This is a genomic window from Pseudomonas sp. R84 (assembly GCF_009834515.1).
In the GTDB taxonomy this organism is placed as follows: Bacteria; Pseudomonadota; Gammaproteobacteria; order Pseudomonadales; family Pseudomonadaceae; genus Aquipseudomonas.
In genome coordinates this window covers 3998624-4019416 of the sequence record NZ_CP019426.1, presented here as the reverse complement: position 1 = coordinate 4019416, position 20793 = coordinate 3998624, and the positions used below count along the sequence as shown (strand labels likewise).

General features: G+C 60.8%; 17 protein-coding genes. 5 read left to right on the top strand and 12 right to left on the bottom strand.

The window, feature by feature from the left end:
* Positions 1 to 97 precede the first annotated feature (97 nt).
* Positions 98 to 955 carry a copper homeostasis membrane protein CopD gene (copD, locus tag PspR84_RS17640; protein ID WP_160058525.1) on the bottom strand — a complete coding sequence of 286 codons (858 nt, stop codon included), beginning with the start codon at positions 953 to 955 and terminating at the stop codon, positions 98 to 100.
* Between the two features lie 3 nt (positions 956 to 958).
* On the bottom strand, positions 959 to 1321 hold the full coding sequence (gene copC / locus PspR84_RS17635; protein ID WP_160058524.1) for a copper homeostasis periplasmic binding protein CopC: 363 nt from the start codon (positions 1319 to 1321) through the stop codon (positions 959 to 961).
* Positions 1322 to 1460: 139 nt separating this feature from the next.
* On the opposite strand from copC, the gene PspR84_RS17630 reads away from it, so the two are divergent.
* Positions 1461 to 2081, top strand: a complete 621-nt coding sequence (locus PspR84_RS17630) for a TetR/AcrR family transcriptional regulator (protein WP_038365564.1) — start codon at positions 1461 to 1463, stop codon at positions 2079 to 2081.
* A gap of 211 nt (positions 2082 to 2292) precedes the next feature.
* Here the strand turns inward: PspR84_RS17630 and preA are convergent, their stop codons facing one another.
* The 3 genes from preA to hydA form a co-directional block, all read right to left on the bottom strand.
* A complete protein-coding gene (preA, locus tag PspR84_RS17625; protein WP_077573438.1) occupies positions 2293 to 3567 on the bottom strand; it encodes an NAD-dependent dihydropyrimidine dehydrogenase subunit PreA in 1275 nt (424 codons plus the stop codon).
* Entirely contained in the window at positions 3568 to 4935 is a 1368-nt protein-coding gene (locus PspR84_RS17620) for an NAD(P)-dependent oxidoreductase (protein WP_160058523.1), read from the bottom strand.
* Positions 4936 to 5094: 159 nt separating this feature from the next.
* Positions 5095 to 6534 carry a dihydropyrimidinase gene (hydA, locus tag PspR84_RS17615; protein ID WP_122843432.1) on the bottom strand — a complete coding sequence of 480 codons (1440 nt, stop codon included), beginning with the start codon at positions 6532 to 6534 and terminating at the stop codon, positions 5095 to 5097.
* A gap of 626 nt (positions 6535 to 7160) precedes the next feature.
* On the opposite strand from hydA, the gene PspR84_RS17610 reads away from it, so the two are divergent.
* Complete coding sequence (locus PspR84_RS17610; protein ID WP_160058522.1) at positions 7161 to 8645, top strand: NCS1 family nucleobase:cation symporter-1; 1485 nt, start codon at positions 7161 to 7163, stop codon at positions 8643 to 8645.
* Between the two features lie 135 nt (positions 8646 to 8780).
* A complete protein-coding gene (locus PspR84_RS17605; protein WP_160058521.1) occupies positions 8781 to 10064 on the top strand; it encodes a Zn-dependent hydrolase in 1284 nt (427 codons plus the stop codon).
* A gap of 186 nt (positions 10065 to 10250) precedes the next feature.
* Here the strand turns inward: PspR84_RS17605 and PspR84_RS17600 are convergent, their stop codons facing one another.
* Together PspR84_RS17600 and PspR84_RS17595 are read right to left on the bottom strand one after the other, a co-directional pair.
* A complete protein-coding gene (locus PspR84_RS17600) occupies positions 10251 to 11117 on the bottom strand; it encodes a CAP domain-containing protein (protein ID WP_150694003.1) in 867 nt (288 codons plus the stop codon).
* An 87-nt stretch (positions 11118 to 11204) separates the two neighbouring features.
* Positions 11205 to 11975, bottom strand: a complete 771-nt coding sequence (locus PspR84_RS17595; RefSeq protein ID WP_160058520.1) for an alpha/beta fold hydrolase — start codon at positions 11973 to 11975, stop codon at positions 11205 to 11207.
* 111 nt (positions 11976 to 12086) lie between these two features.
* On the opposite strand from PspR84_RS17595, the gene PspR84_RS17590 reads away from it, so the two are divergent.
* Positions 12087 to 13031, top strand: coding sequence for an aldo/keto reductase (locus PspR84_RS17590; protein ID WP_174244460.1), 945 nt, complete (start codon positions 12087 to 12089; stop codon positions 13029 to 13031).
* Positions 13032 to 13050: 19 nt separating this feature from the next.
* On the opposite strand, the gene PspR84_RS17585 is transcribed toward PspR84_RS17590, so the two are convergent.
* The gene (locus PspR84_RS17585; protein ID WP_160058519.1) at positions 13051 to 13944 is read right to left on the bottom strand and encodes a LysR family transcriptional regulator; all 894 of its coding nucleotides are present in this window, start codon (positions 13942 to 13944) and stop codon (positions 13051 to 13053) included.
* A gap of 97 nt (positions 13945 to 14041) precedes the next feature.
* Between PspR84_RS17585 and PspR84_RS17580 the strand changes: the two genes are divergently transcribed.
* On the top strand, positions 14042 to 14518 hold the full coding sequence (locus PspR84_RS17580; protein WP_160058518.1) for a cupin domain-containing protein: 477 nt from the start codon (positions 14042 to 14044) through the stop codon (positions 14516 to 14518).
* Between the two features lie 345 nt (positions 14519 to 14863).
* On the opposite strand, the gene paoC is transcribed toward PspR84_RS17580, so the two are convergent.
* The 4 genes from paoC to PspR84_RS17560 all read right to left on the bottom strand — a co-directional run bounded on the left by paoC (position 14864) and on the right by PspR84_RS17560 (position 20750).
* Positions 14864 to 17062, bottom strand: coding sequence for an aldehyde oxidoreductase molybdenum-binding subunit PaoC (gene paoC / locus PspR84_RS17575; RefSeq protein ID WP_160058517.1), 2199 nt, complete (start codon positions 17060 to 17062; stop codon positions 14864 to 14866).
* Entirely contained in the window at positions 17059 to 18015 is a 957-nt protein-coding gene (locus tag PspR84_RS17570; protein ID WP_160058516.1) for a xanthine dehydrogenase family protein subunit M, read from the bottom strand. Before PspR84_RS17570 ends, paoC begins: the two co-directional genes overlap by 4 nt.
* Entirely contained in the window at positions 18012 to 18635 is a 624-nt protein-coding gene (paoA, locus tag PspR84_RS17565; RefSeq protein WP_160058515.1) for an aldehyde dehydrogenase iron-sulfur subunit PaoA, read from the bottom strand. The genes PspR84_RS17570 and paoA overlap by 4 nt, the downstream gene beginning before the upstream one ends.
* 360 nt (positions 18636 to 18995) lie before the next feature.
* Entirely contained in the window at positions 18996 to 20750 is a 1755-nt protein-coding gene (locus tag PspR84_RS17560; RefSeq protein ID WP_007950206.1) for an L-lactate permease, read from the bottom strand.
* Between the last annotated feature and the right edge of the window lie 43 nt (positions 20751 to 20793).

Here is a 20793-nt window from a genome sequence, read left to right as displayed (position 1 = left end):
GAGCTGGCTTGCCAGCGATGACGTCGGCATATCCGAAATATCTGTTCCTGACACACCGCCATCGCTGGCAAGCCAGCTCCCACAGGGGGATCGTGTTTCAGGTTGTGATCATCGGCGGTAGCGTGCCGAGCAGGGATACGGCGGCTACGGCACCAATGCCGAGTAACCATTCCAGTATCACACTGCGCCTGAGCGCGCCCATCCGCTGTTCGCAATCATCAATGCGCAAGCGATTGAACAGCGCCAATCCGAGCATGGCCAACACCAGCAGCGCCTTGACCAGCAGAATCAACGCAAATCCGCTGAACAATGGCGTCGGCCACCACTGGCCAGTCAGCACGCGCACATTGATCAAACCGGTGATCAGCAGCCCCGCGACCAAGGCATAACCGACTCCGCTGAAGCGCTGCAAAACTTCACGCATCGGCTCCGTCGGCTGACGCAGAATCAGCACCAGCAACAACAACCCGCCCAGCCACGCCGCCACGCAGGTCAGATGAACGATCTGGTTGAGAATCAGCAGTTGCCCGTTCAAACCATCGAGCATCGCGCCATGTCCGACCGGAGCGAGAGTCGCCAGCAGCAGGGCACTCAAGCCAAGTCGCAACCGCATGCTTGAACGCCAAGGTGTGAACAGCAACGCCAACAGCACAGCATTGATCAGCAGATGCCAACGCCACACTTGACCAAAAAACGTATGGCCCAGCACCAGCGCAACCGTGTCCGGATCAAACGCCGCCGCTGCCGAACCGGCCATGCTCGCGGTAATCAGCAGCGCCCAGACAATCCCGCTGACCAGCGCTACAGCGCTCAGCCAACGCGCCAGTCGCGCCAGGTGCCGGTCCACTTGCAGCGCTTCATCCTTGAGCAGCAACGGCCTGAAGAGCCAGGTCCCGAACAGCATCAACACCACGATGAAATGCACAAAGCGGCACAGCACCAGCGTTTCACTCATGAATTACTGGCCCACCTTGAACTGATAGGCGCCTTCGCTTTTGTGCGTATCGACCGACACCGCGTGCCATTCGACTTTGTACTCGCCGGCGCTCAGCGGAGCGTCGGGGGTGACGATCAGGGTTTTCTTGTCGCCTTCGGTGGTCAGCGGTTTGATCGCGACCGGTGCGCCATCCTTGGTCACGGTGACTTTGGTGAAAGTGGCCTCGACACCTTCGGAAAAGGTCAGACGCAAATCGGCCGGGGCGGCGACGGTGCTGTCGGCGGCCGGGGTCTGGCTTTTCAGGTGGGCGTGGGCGAATACCGAAGATGCGGCGAACAGCGAAGCGAGCAGGGCAGTGGTGGTCAGGACGTTCTTGAACAGCATCGCGAATACCTCTGAGGCAGGAGTGAAGAAGCGTCAGTTTAGCCATCCGCTGACGCCAGTACGAAGTTTTGTTTGCAGCGGTCGCCCGCGGAGCAGAGCGGATGCTAGTCTTGGGCAACGCTGTTGTCAGGGAGCCCTCATGGGCAATCACAAGATCGAGATTCGTCGCAGTAACGTCGAGAAAATCCTCCTGGCGGCGGAAAAAGTCTTCGCCGAAAAAGGCTTTGGCGGCACGGCCATGGCCGACATCGCCGCTGAAGTGCAACTGCCGCGTTCCAATCTGCATTACTACTTCTCAACCAAGAGCGAGCTGTACAGCGCAGTGCTGTTCGACCTGTTGGAAGTGTGGAAGCAGGACGCGCTGTGCTTCGAGATGTTCGATGACCCGCGCGTGGTGCTGAGCAGCTACATCCGCGCCAAGATGAACCACTCACGCAGTCGCCCGTACGGCTCGAAAGTCTGGGCCAACGAAATCATCCACGGCGCGCCAACCTTGGGTGAGGCGCTGGATGTCAGCCTGTATGACTGGGCGAAGATGAAGGAAGCGAAAATTCGCCAGTGGGTCGAGGACAAGCGGATTCTGCCGGTGGAGCCGTCGAGTCTGCTGTACATGATCTGGGCGTCGACGCAGCACTATGCTGACTTTGATCATCAGGTGAATATTCTGAATGAGCACCAGCCGTTGTCGGACATGCAGTTTGAGCGGGCGGTGCAGACGGTGACGAGTGTGATCTTGCGTGGGATCGGGTTGGAACCCTAAAAGCAAAAGCTGACCCTCACCCCAGCCCTCTCCCGGAGGGAGAGGGGGCCGACCGTGGTGTCTTGCGAGTTACATCGACCTGAAGAACCGAGTCGATTGCGGATTCAAAGCAAATCGTTCACGTCGGTGGATTTCTGAAGCATCCCCCAATCAGTCCCCTCTCCCTTTGGGAGAGGGTTAGGGGGAGGGGGCTGTTGGATCAGTCGGCGATCTAGACCGCAACGTGATACGGATTGCGCGGATCATGATTCCAGTCCAGAAACGGCTTGCCAGTCTCCATCGGCACCATCTCGATGCAATCCGCCACCGGACAAGTGATCTGGCACAAGTTACAACCCACACACTCCTCATCAATCACTTCATATTTATGCGTGCCGTCCGCCTGCTTGAGACTGCCAATCGCCTGGTGTGAAGTGTCCTCACAAGCAATGTGGCAACGCCCGCAACCAATGCACGCGTCCTGATCAATCTTGGCGATCACCTGATAGTTGATATCGAGGTACTTCCAGTCGGTGGTATTGCCCACCGCACGCCCGGAAAACTCGGCAATGTTGGCGTAACCCTGACTGTCCATCCACCGCGACAGCCCGTCCTTCATCTCCTCGACAATCCGAAAACCATGCAGCATCGCCGCCGTGCACACCTGCACTGCGCCGCTGCCCAGCGCCATGAATTCCGCCGCATCGCGCCAACTGCCGATGCCGCCAATGCCACAGATCGGCAAGCCCTGGGTCTGCGGATCGCGGGCAATCTCGGCGACCATGTTCAGCGCAATTGGCTTCACCGCCGAACCGCAATAACCGCCATGGGTGCTTTTGCTGCCGACGGTGGGCAGGGCGACCATGTGTTCCAGGTCGACGCTGGTGATCGAGTTGATCGTATTGATCAGCGACACCGCATCGGCGCCACCACGATGGGCCGCGCGGGCGGCCACGCGGATGTCAGTGATGTTCGGCGTCAGTTTGACGATCACCGGCAGCGAGCAATAGGTCTTGCACCAGCGCGTGACTTGCTCGACATACTCCGGCACCTGACCGACCGCCGCACCCATGCCGCGCTCAGGCATGCCGTGTGGGCAGCCGAAGTTCAGCTCGATGCCGTCAGCACCAGTGGCTTCCACCAGCGGCAGGATGTGTTTCCACGATTCCTCAACGCACGGCACCATCAGCGAGACGATCAGCGCGCGATCCGGCCAGTCCTTCTTCACCTGAGTGATTTCGCGCAGGTTGATTTCCAGCGAGCGGTCGGTGATCAACTCGATGTTATTGATGCCGAGCACTTCACGGTTGTTGCCGTAGTGCGCCGAATAACGCGACGAGACGTTGACCGCCGCCGGATCCTCTCCGAGGGTTTTCCAGACCACGCCGCCCCAGCCCGCCTCGAAAGCGCGGACGACATTGTAGGCTTTGTCGGTCGGCGGCGCAGAGGCCAGCCAGAACGGATTTGGCGCTTTGATGCCAGCGAAGACTATCGACAGATCGGCCATTTACGCAGCCTCCACGTTAAGCATCAGTTGAGCGTTGATCGCCTCGGCGGCGCGTTTGCCGTGCTGCACGGCTTGCACGGTGAGGTCCTGATCGAGGCTGGTGCAGTCGCCGCCGGCATACACGCCGGGGATACTGGTGCGCAGGTTTTCGTCGACCTGAATGCGCTCGCCCTGGCGCTTGAGTTCGCGGGCCAACGGGTCGGCGAGGGCGCTGCCATCAAAAGCTTGGCCGATGGCTTTGAAGATCGCATCGGCGGCCAGTTCGAAGGTCTCGCCGGTGGTTTGCAGACGACCGTCGACCAGATCGGTGCGGGCGAAACGCATGCCGCGCACATGGCCCTGAGCGTCGAGCAAGACTTCTTCCGGTTGTGCCCAGGTCAGCAGGCGCACCTGATTGGCTTTGGCGATGTCCTGTTCATGGCCGGTGGCGCCCATGTCCTCCGCGCCGCGGCGATACACCAGATTCACATCGCGTGCACCGAGGCGGGCCATTTGCACGGCCATGTCGATCGCCGTGTTGCCAGCGCCGAGGACGATGCAGCGTTCGGCCAGTGGCAGTTGCGTGAGGTCATCGGCCTGGCGCAGTTCGCGGATGTAATCGGTGGCGGCGAGCAGGCCCGGCGCATCCTCGTGAGGCAGGCCGAGTTGCTTGCTGGCGTTGAGACCGAGGCCGAGGAACACCGCGTCGAACTGCAGATGCAGTTCGCTGAGGGTCAGATTCTCGCCCAGCTTCTGCCCATGACGAATCTCGATGCCGCCTATCTGCAGGAGAAAATCCAGTTCCTTTTGTGCGTAGTCGTCGACCAGTTTGTATTTGGCGATCCCGTACTCATTGAGGCCGCCAGCCTTCTCCCGTGCTTCGAAAATCACCACGTCATGCCCGTGCATTGCGCTGCGATGCGCACAGGACAAACCGGCAGGACCGGCGCCGACTACGGCAATTCGTTTGCCGGTGGCGGCGGCGCGCTGGAACGGGTGTTCGGTGAAGTGTGCATTGTCCACAGCGTAGCGTTGCAGCAGGCCGATCAGCACCGGCGCGCACTCCTGAGCGTTGTTGCGCACGCAGGCTTGCTGGCAGAGGATTTCGGTTGGACAGACTCGGGCGCAACTGCCACCAAGGATATTCGCCGAGAGAATTTTCTGCGCGGCACCGGGGACGTTGTCCTGATGAATGTTGCGGATGAACGACGGGATGTCGATCTCGCTCGGGCATGCATTCACGCACGGCGCGTCATAGCAATACAGGCAGCGCGAGGCTTCCAGATGCGCTTGGCGATCGTTGAGCGGCGGCGCCAGATCGGTGAAATGCCCGGCGAGGGCGGCCGCGCTTTCGTGCGGGTGGGGGAGATGGTTCAGGGTCTCGATCACGGTTTTGTGCCTCACGGTTATTGAGGTTCTCTGCCTCTATCGGGCAGTGGTTTTTGTGTTGTTTGAACTGACGCCATCGCGAGCAGGCTCACTCCTACAGGTGTACGCATTCCAAATGTAGGAGTGAGCCTGCTCGCGATGAGGCCGAAGGCCTGGATTTCAGCGTTTCACAGCAACTGGCTTATGTTGCTCAGCCCGCTTGCTCAGCAAATCAAACACCGCCGGATACGCCGGCCGTTCGATATACCGCCCGGCACCGCGCTCGGCGCGCAGGTCGCCATCAGCCCAGACCACCCGGCCCTGGCTGACGGTATGGCTCGGCACGCCGCGTACGGTCTTGCCTTCGAAGATGTTGAAGTCCACCTGCTGATGGTGGGTCTTGGCGGAAATGGTCCGGGTGCCTTGCGGATCCCACAGCACCAGATCGGCATCGGCGCCAACGCGAATCGCGCCTTTGCGCGGATAGAGATTGAAAATCTTCGCGGTGTTGGTGGAGGTGAGGGCGACGAAATCCTGCATCGACAAACGACCACTATTGACACCTTCGTCCCACAACACCGCCATGCGATCTTCGATACCGGCGGTGCCGTTGGGAATCTTGCTGAAGTCATCGCGCCCGGCGGCTTTCTGCTCGGCGCAGAAGCAGCAGTGGTCAGTCGCGGTGGTGTGTAGATTGCCGTTTTGCAATCCGTGCCACAGCGCTTCCTGATGACCGCGCGGACGGAACGGCGGGCTCATCACATAACCGGCAGCGGTCTGCCAGTCCGGGTGTTGATAGACGCTGTCGTCGAGCAGCAAATGCCCGGCGAGCACTTCGCCGTACACCGGTTGGCCCTTGCTGCGCGCATAGGTGATTTCGTCGAGGGCTTCTTTGGTCGAAACGTGCACCAGATACAACGGTGTGCCAATGGTTTCGGCGATCCGAATCGCCCGGCTCGCCGCTTCACCTTCAACCTGCGACGGACGCGACAGCGGATGCGCCTCCGGCCCGGTGATGCCTTGCGCCATCAACTTGCGTTGCAGGTGATAGACCAACTCGCCGTTTTCTGCGTGCACGGTCGGCACCGCGCCGAGTTCCAGGCAACGCTCGAAGCTCGCCACCAGCGTGTCATCGGCGGCCATGATCGCGTTCTTGTAGGCCATGAAATGCTTGAAGCTGTTGATGCCGTGATGGCTGACCAGCTCGGCCATTTCCTCGCGCACCTGCTCACTCCACCAGGTGATGGCGACGTGGAAGCCATAGTCGGAAGCCGACTTTTCCGCCCAGCCGCGCCACTGATGAAAGGCTTCCATCAACGACTGCTGCGGATTGGGAATCACGAAATCGATGATCGACGTGGTGCCGCCGGCCAGACCGGCCGCCGTACCACTGTAGAAATCCTCACTGGCCACGGTGCCCATGAACGGTAGTTGCATGTGCGTGTGCGGATCGATGCCGCCGGGCATCAGGTATTGGCCGCTGCCGTCGAGCACTTCGGCGCCGGCGGGAATATCAAGGTTTTCACCAATGGCTTTGATCACACCGTCGGCGCAATAGACGTCGGCGCGATAACTTTCATCATGGGTAACAACGGTGGCGCCACGGATCAACAGAGACATTCCGAGTTCCTCGCAGGCATTGACCGACTTGTGTCGGTTCTAGATGTTTTATTGATGTACAGCGTTGCAGGGTGTATTCCTGTCAACGCTGTCAGGAATAGAAACTAGTCGCAGATTTGCAATAGAGCAAGATTATTTTTTATAAGCTTATGACATTTTTAACTGTTTGAAAAATAACGATAAAAACAGAAAATCACCAAAATGGTGAGGCTGCTCACCATTTTGACGCACTTGACAGGATGGAAATATGAGCAAGATTTCCTATGTGAAATCAGCCGCTTGAAGTTGAGCTGCGGTTGCTCGCTCACGATGAAAATAAATGCAGTGCACCAGATTGAGTCCTGTCTGTTCGGACAACTTGGCAAGTGTTTAGCCTGAGCACCCAGACAAGTTTCCGCGAACTCATCCGGTGAATAATTAAAACTGATGAATATCAGAAAGTTGCAAAGCGTTTGAAGCACGGCCCTAGCGCCAAGCGGTTCACCCGGCACGTTTATTGATGCCGCCGCTGACACCATGGCCGGTGCACGAAAGTTGTCAGTTCCTCCGGCCATCGTCCGGCTCGCACCCTCGTGTGTCAGCCGCCTGATGAGCAAAAAAATAATCAGAAGAACAGTGGAGCGGCCATGCAACAGAACAGATCGCAAGTGACCGAGCGCGACGGCTTGTTCGAACTCGAAGCCGGCAGTGACGTCCTCGACAGTCCCCGTTACAACCACGACATGGCACCGACCAAGGTGCGCGAACGAACCTGGAACAAATGGCACATCACCGCGCTGTGGGTCGGCATGTCGATCTGCGTGCCGACCTACACCCTCGGCGGCGTGCTCACCGCCTACTTTGGCCTGACCGTCGGCGAAGCGTTGCTGGCGATTCTGTTCGCCAACGTCATCGTGCTGATTCCGCTCACGCTCAACGCCTTTCCCGGCACCAAGTACGGCATCCCGTTTCCGGTGTTGCTGCGCTCATCGTTCGGCATCCTCGGTTCCAACGTGCCGTGTCTGATTCGCGCGCTGGTGGCGTGTGGCTGGTTCGGTATTCAAACAATGTTTGGCGGGTTGGCGATTCACCTGTTCCTCGGCTCGGTGTTCGAGGGCTGGAAATCCCTCGGCGGCACGGGGGAGGTGATCGGTTTCATGGTGTTCTGGGCGCTGAACCTGTGGGTGGTGATTCGCGGCGCCGAGTCGATCAAGTGGCTGGAAACCTTGTCGGCGCCGCTGTTGGTGGCGGTCGGCATCGGCCTGCTGGTGTGGGCGATGCCCAATGTGTCGATGACCGAACTGCTGGCGATTCCAGCGAAACGTCCGGAAGGCGCCAGTGTGGTCAGTTACTTCGCGGCCGGGCTAACCGCAATGGTCGGTTTCTGGGCGACGTTGTCGCTGAACATTCCCGACTTCAGCCGCTACGCCAAAAGCCAGAAAGATCAGATTCTGGGGCAGATTTTCGGCCTGCCGCTGACGATGTTTCTGTTCGCTTCGCTCGGCGTGATCATGACCGCCGCTTCGGTGAAACTCGTCGGTGTGACCGTCTCCGATCCGGTCACTCTGATCGGGCATATCCAGAGCCCGGTGTGGGTCGCGGTGGCCATGGCGTTGATCATCATCGCCACGCTGTCGACTAACACCGCCGCCAACATTGTTTCGCCGACCAATGATTTCCAGAACATCGCGCCCAAGGTCATCAACCGCACCAAAGCGGTGTTGCTGACCGGGTTTGTCGGGCTGGTATTGATGGGCCATGAGCTGCTGAAAAAACTCGGTTTGATTGTCTCCGATGTCAGCCTGGAAACCGTGTATTCCAATTGGCTGCTCGGTTATTCGAGCCTGCTCGGGCCGATTGCCGGGATCATGGTGGTGGACTATTTCCTGATCAAGAAACAGCAACTGGACCTCGCCGGGTTGTACCGCGATGACGTCTACCCAGCGTGGAATTGGGCGGGGTTTCTCGCGTTCGGTGTGCCGGTGGTGCTGACCTTGCTGTCGCTGGGCAGCGATGCATTCAGCTGGTTTTACAGCTATGGCTGGTTCACCGGCTCGGCGCTGGGCGGGATTATTTATTACGGGTTGTGCGTGATGCGTGCGCAGCCTTCTGCAGTTAAGTCGGCGGTGTAGCGGATGGCCTCTTCGCGAGCGGGCTCGCTCCCACATTTGGAATGCATTTTCCCTGTGGGAGCGAGCCTGCTCGCGAATGCGATCTACCAGACACCAGAGCAATATCCATAAGAAAAGCAGCCTGAGGAGATCCCCATGAACGCAGCCGCAGACGTTCTGCAATCAACCCATCAGCACATCAACCGCGATCGCTTGTGGGCGTCGCTCATGGAACTGGCCAAACTCGGCGCCACGGTCAAGGGCGGGGTCTGTCGCCTCGCCCTCACTGACCTCGACCGCCAGGCCCGCGACCTGTTCGTGCAATGGTGCAAGGACGCCGGATGCAGCGTCACGGTCGATGCCGTCGGCAACATCTTCGCCCGCCGCCCCGGGCGCAATCCCAGCCTGCCACCGGTAATGACCGGCAGCCACATCGACACCCAACCCACCGGTGGAAAATTCGATGGTTGCTTCGGCGTACTGGCCGGTGTCGAAGTGCTGCGCACGCTCAACGACCTCGGTGTGGAAACCGAAGCGCCGCTGGAAGTGGTGGTCTGGACCAACGAAGAAGGCTCGCGCTTCGCCCCGTGCATGATGGGCTCGGGCGTGTTCGCCGAGAAATTCACCCTCGAAGAAACCCTCGCCAAAGTCGATGCCGATGGCGTCACCGTTGGCGAAGCGCTGAATGCCATCGGCTACGCCGGTCCGCGTAAAGTCAGCGGGCACAAGGTCGGTGCCTATTTCGAGGCGCACATCGAACAAGGCCCGATCCTCGAAGACGAACAGAAAACCATCGGCGTGGTGCTCGGCGCGCTGGGGCAGAAGTGGTTCGACCTGAAGCTGCGCGGCGTCGAAGCGCATGCCGGCCCGACGCCGATGCACCTGCGTAAAGATGCGCTGGTCGGCGCCTCAGTGATCGTCGGCGCCGTCAACCGCGCCGCCCTCGGTCATCAACCCCACGCCTGCGGCACCGTCGGTTGTCTGCAGGCCTATCCCGGTTCGCGCAACGTCATTCCCGGCGAAGTGCGCATGACTCTCGATTTCCGTCACCTGGAACCGGCGCGCCTCGACTCGATGATTGCCGAAGTGAAGCACGTCATCGACGCCACTTGCGAAGAACACGGTCTGACTTACGAACTGACCCCGACCGCGGACTTCCCGCCGCTGTACTTCGAAAAAGGCTGTGTGGAAGCGGTGCGCAGCGCAGCAAAAGGGCTTGGCTTGTCGAATATGGACATCGTCAGCGGCGCCGGCCATGACGCGATTTTTCTCGCCGAACTCGGCCCGGCCGGAATGATTTTCGTGCCGTGCGAAGGCGGCATCAGCCACAACGAAATCGAGAACGCCGCGCCGGATGATCTGGCGGCCGGGTGCGCGGTGTTGCTGCGCGCAATGCTGGCGGCTTCGGCGATGGTCGCGGGAGGACAGCGGGCGGCTTGAAGATCAAAAGATCGTAGCCTTCGGCAACTCCTACAGGGAAACCATAAATCCAGTGTAGGAGCTGCCGAAGGCTGCGATCTTTTTGCCGTCACCACAGCGTCATGAAAATGTGATGGACCGCGATAGCCGTTGTATCGCCGTCAATATTGCGCAAGGAAAACCTGAAACCGGGGCTTGTGCGACCAATCACTGCGCACCAAACAGCATCGTCCAGTAAACCCCTTCATCACTGCGCGCCTCACTGGCAAACCCGGCGCCGACCTGGGTGAACATCGGGTTCATCAGGTTGGCGCAATGCCCGGGGCTGGCCAGCCATCCGGCCATGGCCTTGCCCGGCGAACTCTGTCCGGCGGCAATGTTTTCGCCGATTTGCCGACCACGATAGCCGGCCGCGCGGGCGCGATCGGCGGGCAGGTCGCCGTCCGGATCGCGGTGGGCGAAGTAGTTGCCGTAAGCCATGGCTTTGCTGTGCCCCTGCGCGGCGGCGCCTAGCGCGGCGTTCCAGCTCAGTGGCCGGGCGGCGGCGAAGCGTTGGCGTCCGCACATCCGTGGCCGGGCACGCGCGGCGTTGACCTCAGCGAGCAAGGCCTTGCCGACGCTGCGGTTATCGCCAACGCGGCTGTCGAGCACCGGTTGCGCCAACACCACTTGCCACTCATTGCGCGAACGACTGACACCGATGTCGGCGTAGCTCGCATCCAGCAGCGCGGCGCAGTGCTCGTCTTGCAGCAGGTCGAAAGCCTCTTCGGCGTCCTCGGCCCCGACCACACGAATACTGCGCACCGCGATGGCGGAATAGCCGGACGACTTCAACGCTTCACGCATGCCCCCGGCGTAGCGATAGCCGATCGGCAAAGCCAGGTTCGACTTCAGCGCCAGCGGCGCCAGGCGTTGCGCCGGACGTCGGTCGCAACGTTGTGGATGGGCGCGATAGTCGTTGATGGCGGCCACCAGTTGCCGCTCCGCACCGGCATGGGCGGTTGCAGCGAACAGCGGCGAAAGGATCAGCAGGCACAGCGAAACCAAGCGAGACGAGCGAACGGCGTGGCGCATGAGACGGGCAGCTCTGAAGGAGGACAGCGCAAAGTTGAGTGAACCGCAGAACGCGGCGCGGATAGGACTGGAGAATCGGGACTTGGTTCAGCGATTCAACACATCCTCCATCCACTGCAAATACTGCGCACGATCCGAGATCGAGTTATGCCCCGAATCCGGCACCACTCTGAGCAGTGCCACGCCTTGCGGGAAGTTCTCCAGCAAACGCTGGGTGCTGGCGCGCGGGATCACCTCGTCGTCACTGGCCGCCAGCAGCAACGTCGGCACGCGGATATGTGCGGCGTATTTGCCGGATTCGAAACGATCCTTGAGCAACCACTGCACCGGCACCCACGGGTATTGCCGTGTCGCGATTTCTTCGAGGCTGTTGTAAGGCGTCACCAGAATCAGCTGTTGCACCGGCCGTTGGCTGGCCAGACGCACGGCGACGCCCGATCCCAGGCTGCGGCCAATGAGCGAAACCTGCGGGTGGCTGGCGTACACCTGATCGAACAGCGCCAGGGCATCCTCGGCAATCGCCGCTTCGGACGGTGAACCACTGCTGCCACCAAAGCCGCGATAGTTGAGCAGATACACCGCGTATTCGGGAAACGCCTCGGCAAACTCCGGCAGATTGCGTGACACATCCTCGGCATTGCCGCCGAAATAGATCAGCGCCCGTGGCCCGACCCTCTCGCGGGTGACCACTGAAACCTGCGCATCCGGCATCGACAGGGTCAGTTGTGAATCGGCGCTGGTGACGGCATTGGGCTGCGGAAAATAGATCAGCGAGCGCTGAAAAAAGAACAGCGCCGCGCACAGCACCAGGTACACGGCAACGATCAATGCGACGAGTGACATCAGGGTTCGGGACATTCGGCTACTTTTAACGGTGTGTGAAGGATCGCTGTCGCAGTGTAGTCCAGCCCTGCAATCGGCCGCTCATGCACATAACCGGCAACAGATCCACGCAGCAGGGGAACCAGCATGAGCCACACTGAGGGTTACTCCCGTCGCCGATTGCTCACGCTGGCTGCCGGGGTTTCGGCGGTCTTCACCTTTGATCGGGCGTTAGCCACCGCGACAATGCCCGCGACCACCGGAGGCCACGCCATGCAGACCCGCGCCATCCCGTCCAGCTCCGAATTGCTACCCATCGTGGGCTTGGGCACCTATCGCGGTTTCGATGTCGCCCCCGGTGATCCGGCCTATCGGCAACTACCGGCGGTGCTCGATGAACTGTTCACCAAGGGCGGAACGCTGATCGACAGTTCACCGATGTATGGCCGGGCAGAGGAAACCACCGGTGAACTGCTGTCGATCCACGAACCGCGTTCGCCGGCGTTTCTGGCCACCAAGGTGTGGACGCGCGGACGCGAGGAGGGCATTGCGCAGATGGAGCAATCGTTCAGCCTGCTGCGCACCGAACGCATCGATCTGATGCAGATCCACAACCTGCTCGACTGGCAAACCCACCTGCCAACCCTGCGTGAATGGAAAGCCCAAGGGCGCATCCGTTACATCGGTATCACCCATTACACGCCCTCGGCCTACGAGGAAGTCGAAGCGGTGCTGAAGGCCGAACAACTGGATTTTCTGCAAATCAATTACGCCCTCGATGACCGTGGCGTGGAAAAACGTATTTTGCCTTTGTGCCGCGAACGCGGCGTCGCAGTGATCTGTAATCGGCCGTTTGGTGGCGGGGGACTGCTGGCGCGGCTTAGAGGGAAACCGTTGCCTGGCTGGGTGTCGGATGTGCAGGTCAACAGTTGGCCGCAACTGGCATTGAAGTTTCTGCTCTCGCATTCGGCGGTGACTTGCGTGATCCCGGGCACAGGCAATCCACGTTACATGGCCGACAACGCCAAGGCCGGGTTCGGGCCGATGCTCACCGATGCGCAGCGGCATCAGTTGATTGCGTTGCTGGGTTAATCGATCTCGTGGACGGCGCTCAACCGCGATAGCGCAACGCCTCCAGCAACAACGCAAACGCCGGCGCAGCCTGACGTCGGCTCGGGTAATACAGGTGATACCCGGCAAACGTCGGGCACCAGTCTTCCAGCACTTGTCGCAAACGGCCGTCGGCCAGATAGGGTGCAACGATGTTTTCCGGGATGTAACTCAGGCCGAAACCGTCCAGCGCAGCATCGAGCAGCGGGTAGACGCCGTTCAGGGTGATCTGCCCGGAGACCCGCACTTTCAGGCTTTCGCCATCCTTCTCGAATTCCCAGCTGTACAACCCGCCGTTGGTCGGCAGGCGCAGGTTGTTGCAGGCTTGATCGGTCAGATCCCGTGGCGTTTGCGGCGCGGTTCGTTTGGCGAAATAGGCAGGTGAGCCGACCACCGCCATGCGCATGTCGGGGCCGATGCGGGTGGCGATCATGCCTTGCGCGACGTCTTCGCCCAGGCGCACGCCGGCGTCGAAACCTTGCCCGGCGATGTCGACGAAACCATAGTCGCAGCTGACTTCGACGCTGATGTCCGGATACTTGGGCAGAAACTCCTTGAGCACCGGGCGCAGCAGCCAGTCCAGCGAATGGTCGGTGGCGTTGAGGCGGATCTTGCCCGCCGGGGTGTCGCGCAGGTTGCTCAGCGCCGCGAGTTCCAGTTCGATCTCTTCGAAGCGTGGGCCGATGGTTTGCAGCAGGTGTTCGCCGGCCTCGGTCGGCGAAACGCTGCGGGTAGTGCGAGTCAGCAGGCGCAAGCCCAACCGCGCTTCGAGGGCGCGGATGGTATGGCTCAGTGCCGATTGCGAAACGCCGAGTTTGGCCGCGGCTTTGGTGAAGCTGCGCTCGCGGGCGACGGCGAGGAAGGCGAGCAGGTCGGTGGCGTTTTCCCGAAGCATTGATGAGTGTCCTGCATAAGTTTTTTCGAATTCTAGTCGATTATCAGAAGAGTGCGGCTGGGTAAAGTAGTGGCATTGATTATCTGGAGGAATTGCCATGAACCCGATTGCCGCTTCTGCGTTGACCCTTTCCCTGTTGGCGGGTGAGGTACAGGCCAATGAAAACCCACGTGTGACGGTCACGCCCAATGGCTCGCAACCTTCGGCCAAAGGCCCGGCGGACTGGTTCACGGGCACGGTCCGCGTCGATGCGCCGTTCAAAGGCACAGACGAGGCGCGGGTCAGTGGTGCGACGGTGACGTTTGAGCCGGGCGCGCGTACCGCGTGGCATACGCATCCGTTGGGACAGACCTTGATCGTCACGGCCGGTTCCGGTTTTGTGCAGGAGTGGGGGCAGCCGGTGCGTGAGATTCGTCCTGGGGATACGGTGTGGATTTCGCCGGGGGCCAAGCATTGGCATGGGGCGGCGTCGACCACGGCGATGACGCATATCGCGATTGCTGAAGTGCTCGATGGCAAGGTGGTGGAGTGGATGGAGCAGGTGAGTGCCGAGCAATATCCGCGATCCGAGTGAAGCGCTTCCCTCACCCCAGCCCTCCCGAAACGTCGGACCGCTCGTAGGGAAAGGGGGCCGACCGCAGTGTCTTGCGTCATACATCGACCTGAAATGGCTGTGTCGATTATGGATTCACAACAGGACGTTCAAGTCGGTGAAATTCTCCAGTTTCCCTCACCCCAGCCCTCTCCCAGAGGGAGAGGGAGCCGACCGAGGTGTCTGGCGTTATCCATCGACCTGAAAGTGCTCTATCGATTATGGATTCACAGCAGGACGTTCAAGTCGGTGCAGCTCCTGAATATCCCCCAATCGGTTCCCTCTCCCTCTGGGAGAGGGCTAGGGTGAGGGGCTTTTAACGGGTCATCACATCATCTCCGGCAACGACGACAAGATCTTGTCCAGCGTAACCGGATACTCCCGCACCCTAGCCCCCGTGGCGTTGTAAATCGCATTAGCCACCGCCGCACTAACCCCGCAAATCCCCAGTTCACCAACACCCTTGGCCTTCATCGGCGAAGACACCGGATCGGTCTCATCAAGGAAAATCACCTCCTGATGCGGTATGTCGGCATGCACCGGCACCTCATACCCGGCCAGATCATGATTGACGAAAAACCCTAGCGTCTTGTCCACCGCCAACTCTTCCATCAACGCCGCACCGACGCCCATGGTCATCGCGCCGATCACCTGACTGCGCGCCGCTTTCGGGTTGAGAATCCGCCCGGCCGCGCACACCGCCAACATGCGGCGCACCCGCACTTCACCGGTCGCCGCATCCACCGCAACCTCAACGAAATGCGCACCAAAGGTCGACTGCTGATACTGCTCGGCCAGGTCGGCAAATTCGATGCTGTCCTCAGCCACCACAACGCCGTCCTGCGCAGCGTTGCGCATCGGCAGGCTCTTGTCGCCGAGCCGCACCTGACCGTCGACAAACTCCGCCTGATCCGCCGCCATGCCCAACTTGCCAGCCACCGCCTCACGCAGTTTCATGCACGCGGCGTATACCCCGGCGGTCGAGCAGTTGGCGCCGAATTGCCCACCGGAGCCTGCCGACACCGGAAAGCTCGAATCGCCCAGATGCACGCTCACATCCTTCAAGCCAACGCCCATCATTTCGGCTGCCGTCTGCGCGATGATCGTGTAACTGCCGGTGCCGATATCCGTCATGTCGGTTTCCACCGTGATCTTGCCGTCGCGCTCCAACCGCACCCGCGCACCGGACTTGACCAGCAGGTTGTTGCGGATCGCCGCCGCGACCCCCATGCCAATCAGCCAGCGACCTTCGCGACGTGTACCCGGCTGCGCATTGCGCTGGCTCCAGCCGAACTTGTCGGCGCCGGTCCGAAGGCACTCGATCAGGCGCCGCTGCGAGAACGGTCGCTCGGTTTTCACCGGATCGACCTGAGTGTCGTTGAGAATGCGGAACTGCACCGGATCAAGTTTGAGCTGCTCGGCCATTTCGTCCATGGCAATTTCCAGGACCATCAGCCCCGGGGTTTCACCGGGTGCGCGCATGGCGTTGCCTTCGGGCAGATCCAGCGGCGCGAGGCGCATGCTGACCAAGCGATTTTCAGCCGCGTACAGCAACTGGCTTGGTTGCGCCGCGACTTCGACTTTGCCTTCCGCCAGATTGCCCGACCAGCCTTCGTGAGCGATCGCGGTGAGTTTGCCCTCCGCTGTCGCGCCCATGCGAATGCGCTGAATCGTCGCCGGACGGTGAGTGGTGTTGTTGGCGATCTGCGGGCGGGCGAGGGCGACCTTCACCGGCCTGCCAGCCATGCGCGCACCGAGGGCGGCGAGGATCGCATCGGCGCGCACGAATAGTTTGCCGCCGAAACCACCGCCAATGTACGGCGACATCAGCCGGACTTTTTCCTTGGGCAGACCGAGGGTGGTGGCGATGTCGCCGACGCTCCACGCGATCATCTGATTCGAGGTCCACAAGGTCAGTTGATCGCCTTTCCACGCCGCCAGCGTGGCGTGCGGTTCCATCATCGCGTGGGACTGATCCGGCGTGGTGTAGGTCTGGTCGAACTGCACTGGCGCGGCGGCGAACGCTTTGGCGAAATCACCGTGGCTGACGTCGGGCAATTCGTCTTTCGGCTCGACGCCTTGGTCTCGCACGCTGGCCAGCTCGAATTCGCCCTTGGCCGCGACGTAGTCGACTTTGACCATTTGCGCAGCCGCCCGGGCTTGCTCGAACGTCTCGGCAACCACCAGCGCAACCGCCTGGTGATAGTGCTGAATCTCCGGCCCGGCCAATAAATGCGCAGCGTTGTATTTGCCCTTGCCGAGCTTGCCGGCGTTGGCAGCGGTAACAATGGCGAGCACGCCGGGCGCGGCTTTCGCCTGTTCAAGATCAATGTTGTTGATGCGGCCCTTGGCGATGGCCGAGCCGACCATGACACCGTAAGCCTGATTTGCCACCGCCTCATGTTGCTCGTAGGCGTAGGGTGCCTGCCCGCTGGTTTTCAACGGGCCTTCGATGCGGTCGGTGGGCTGGCCGATGACCTTCAACTGGTCGATCGGGTTGGTGGTGGCGGGCGTGTCGAATTTCATGCTTCATCCCTCGCTTGCGCCAACACCGAACCGAGCGTGCGCTCGACCAGGGTCAGTTTGAATTGGTTGTCGTGGGTCGGCGTGGCACCGTCGAGCAGACGTGCGCTGACGGCTTTGGCGCCTTGCGGCAGCAATGCTTCTGCGGCTTCAACCCGCCATGGTTTCGGCGCGATACCGCCGACGGCGATGCGTCCGCTGCCGTCCTTTTGCAGGATCAGACCGACCGATACCAGCGCAAACGCATAGGAGGAGCGATCACGCACTTTGTGATAAACGTGAGTTCCGCCGAGCGGTGCGGGCAATGTCACCGAGGTGATGAACTCGCCAGGCGTGAGGCTGGTTTCAATGTTCGGCGTGGTGCCGGGCAACTGATGAAAGTCGGCCATCGCAATGCTGCGGGTCGTGCCGTCGGGTTTCACCGTTTCAATCTGCGCATCGAGGGCACGCATGGCAATTGCCATGTCACTCGGGTGCGTCGCGATGCACGCGTCGCTGACGCCGATGATGCCCAGTTGCCGACTGACCCCGGCAATCGCTGCACAACCGCTGCCGGGTTGGCGTTTGTTGCAGGCCTGATTGGTGTCGTAGAAGTACGGGCAGCGCGTGCGTTGCAGCAGGTTGCCGGCGGTGCTCGCCATGTTGCGCAACTGCCCGGAGGCCCCGGCGAGCAAAGCGCGGGAGAGCAGGGCGTAGTCTTTTCTGATGCGCGCGTCGGCCGCCAGATCGGTGTTGCGCACCAGCGCGCCGATGCGCAAGCCGCCTTCAGGCGTGGCTTCGATCTGGTCCAGGCCAAGGTGATTGACGTCGATCAGGTGCATTGGGGTTTCGATGTCGAGTTTCATCAAGTCCAGCAGGTTGGTGCCGCCAGCGATGAAGCGTGCGCCTTCGACCTGTGCGGCTTGCGCAGCGGCAGCGGCGGGGGAGTCGGCGCGGCTGTAATTGAACGGTCTCATGCCGGCACCTCCGCGACTTCGGTGATGGCTTCAATGATGTTCGAGTAAGCGCCGCAGCGGCAGATATTGCCGCTCATGCGTTCCTGAAATTCGCTGGCGATCAACTGCGGCGCCTCGGTGAGGCTTTCACTGACGTGGCTGGGGATGCCATCGCGGATTTCCTTGATCACCGCCACTGCCGAGCAGATCTGCCCCGGTGTGCAATAGCCGCACTGATAGCCGTCATGCTTGATGAACGCGGCCTGCATCGGGTGCAGATTGTCCGGCATGCCGAGGCCTTCGATGGTCGTAATCTCGCTGCCTTCATGCATCACCGCCAGGGTCAGGCATGAGTTGATGCGTCGGCCATCAGCGATCACCGTGCAGGCGCCACACTGGCCGTGGTCGCAGCCTTTTTTGCTGCCGGTCAGGTGCAGGTGCTCGCGTAGGGCGTCAAGCAGGGTGGTGCGGGTGTCGACGTCAAGCGCACGCGGCTTGCCGTTGACGTTGATTGTCACTTTGCTCATGGCCGGTTGCTCCAGATTGGCCGCGTAGGCCTTGAGGCTGATAAACGGCGGCATCGCGAAGGCTGTGGCGGTCACGGCGCCGAGGATCAGAAATCCGCGTCGGGAAATCGTCATGGTTCGATTCCTTTTCTCTCTTCATCAGGGCAGCAGGGTCGTGGATGGCCCAAGCGGGCAGCCAGCGTCATCGCCGGTCTCGTTAAGAAGTGACTGCCGGAAAGAGGAAAAGGTTTTGTCGGATTTTCGCTATAGAGTTATGCGTGTGACTCATCAATCGACGGTACGACACAATCCCCTGTAGGAGTGAGCCTGCTCGCGATAGCGATAGACCAGTGAGCGATGTGGTGACTGACACACCGCTATCGCGAGCAGGCTCACTCCTACAAGGATCTGCGCTGTAACCACCATTTCACTAACAACCTGAACCCTGTGGGAGCGAGCAGGCTCGCTCCCACATTGGATATGTGTCCGGCCGGACTAATGCCCGCCAACCACCATCGAGGTAAACGGCGCCACATACGCCTGCAACGTCACCAGCCCGCCGACCAGAATCGCCAGCACAATCGAGTGGAAGAACACATAGCGCAGAATCTCGCCTTCATGCCCGTACCAGCGGGTCGCGGTGGAGGCGACGACGATCGATTGCGCATCGACCATTTTGCCCATCACCCCGCCAGAGCTGTTCGCTGCCGCCATCAGTACCGGACTGATCCCGAGCTGTTCCGAGGTGACCCGCTGCAAGCCGCCAAACAACACGTTCGACGCGGTATCCGAACCGGTCAACGCCACACCCAGCCAACCAAGCAACGTGCCGAACATCGGATAAAAAATCCCCGTCGCCGCAAAGGCCAGACCCATGGTCGCGTCGAGTCCCGAGTAGCGCGTGAGAAACCCCAGCGCCAGCATCGCGGCAATGGTGATCAACGAAAACCGCACCACCCACAGCGTGCGCAGGTACTGCTTGATCAGTTGTGGAATCGAATAGCCCATCAGCAAACCGCCGACAATTGCTGCAAGCAAAATCCCGCTGCCGGTGGCGGTGAGCCAGGTGAATTTGTACACCGCTTCTTCCGCTTTCGGCGCGGCAACCACCGGCGGGACTTTCTCGATTTGAAGGTGCAGCGTGGTAAAGGTCACTGCCGGGGCGAAAATCGGGTTGGCCTCGCGCAGCGGTTTGCCTGCGGGATCAAGCTTGGCTGACTGGGTGACGGGATCAATCGCCGGGCGGGTGTCGAACATATTCTTGAAGCCCTGGGTGCCCCAGGCGAAGACGAACACGGTGAGGATGATCCACGGCATCCACGCGCGCATCACCGCCGGGCGCGCCTGGTCACTAAACGCGGCGCTGGCAGTGATTTTTTCTTCATCGACCTTGGAGTTGTCTACGCGCCCCGAAAGAGCTGCCGAGGTGTGAATGGTCGCCGGTTTCCACACCTTCAGGAACAGCGTCAGACAGGCCATGGAAATCAGCGCGGCGATCACGTCCACCAGCATTGGCCCGTGGTAGTTCGATACCAGAAATTGCGGGATCGCGAAGCTGACGCCGGCTACCAGAATCGCCGGCCAGATCTCGAGCATCTTGCGCCACCCGGCAAACGCCCAGATCAACCAGAACGGCACCAGCACCGAGAAAAACGGCAACTGCCGACCGACCATCATCGACAGTTCCATTTCATCCAGCCCGGTGACTTTGGCCAGCGTGATGATCGGCGTGCCTAGCGCGCCGAATGCGACTGGCGCGGTGTTGGCGATCAGCGCCAGACCGGACGCGGCCAGCGGCGAAAAACCGAGACCGATCAGAATCGCCCCGGTCACCGCCACCGGCGTGCCGAACCCGGCCGCGCCTTCGAAAAACGCACCGAAGCAGAACGCGATCAGCAGCAACTGCAAGCGGCGATCATCGGTGATGCGCGCAAGGGAATCCTGCAGCACTTTGAACGAGCCGTTCTCGGTGGTCAGACGATGCAGAAAAATGATGTTGAGGACGATCCAGCCGATCGGCAACAAGCCATTGGCCGCGCCAAACAACGCCGCTGAGCCAGCCATGCTCGCCGGCATGCCGAAGGCGAAAATCGAAATCAGCAGGGCGGACGCCAGAGCAAGCAGCGCCGCCAAGTGCGCCTTGACGTGAAAGAACGCCAGCGCCGCGAGCATCACCACCACCGGTACAGCGGCCATGAGCGTGGAGATCACCGGGTTGCCGAACGGGTCGTAAATTTGCTGCCAGACCATGGTCCACCTCTGCTTGTTGTTATTGAGGGCGCAGATCCATTGC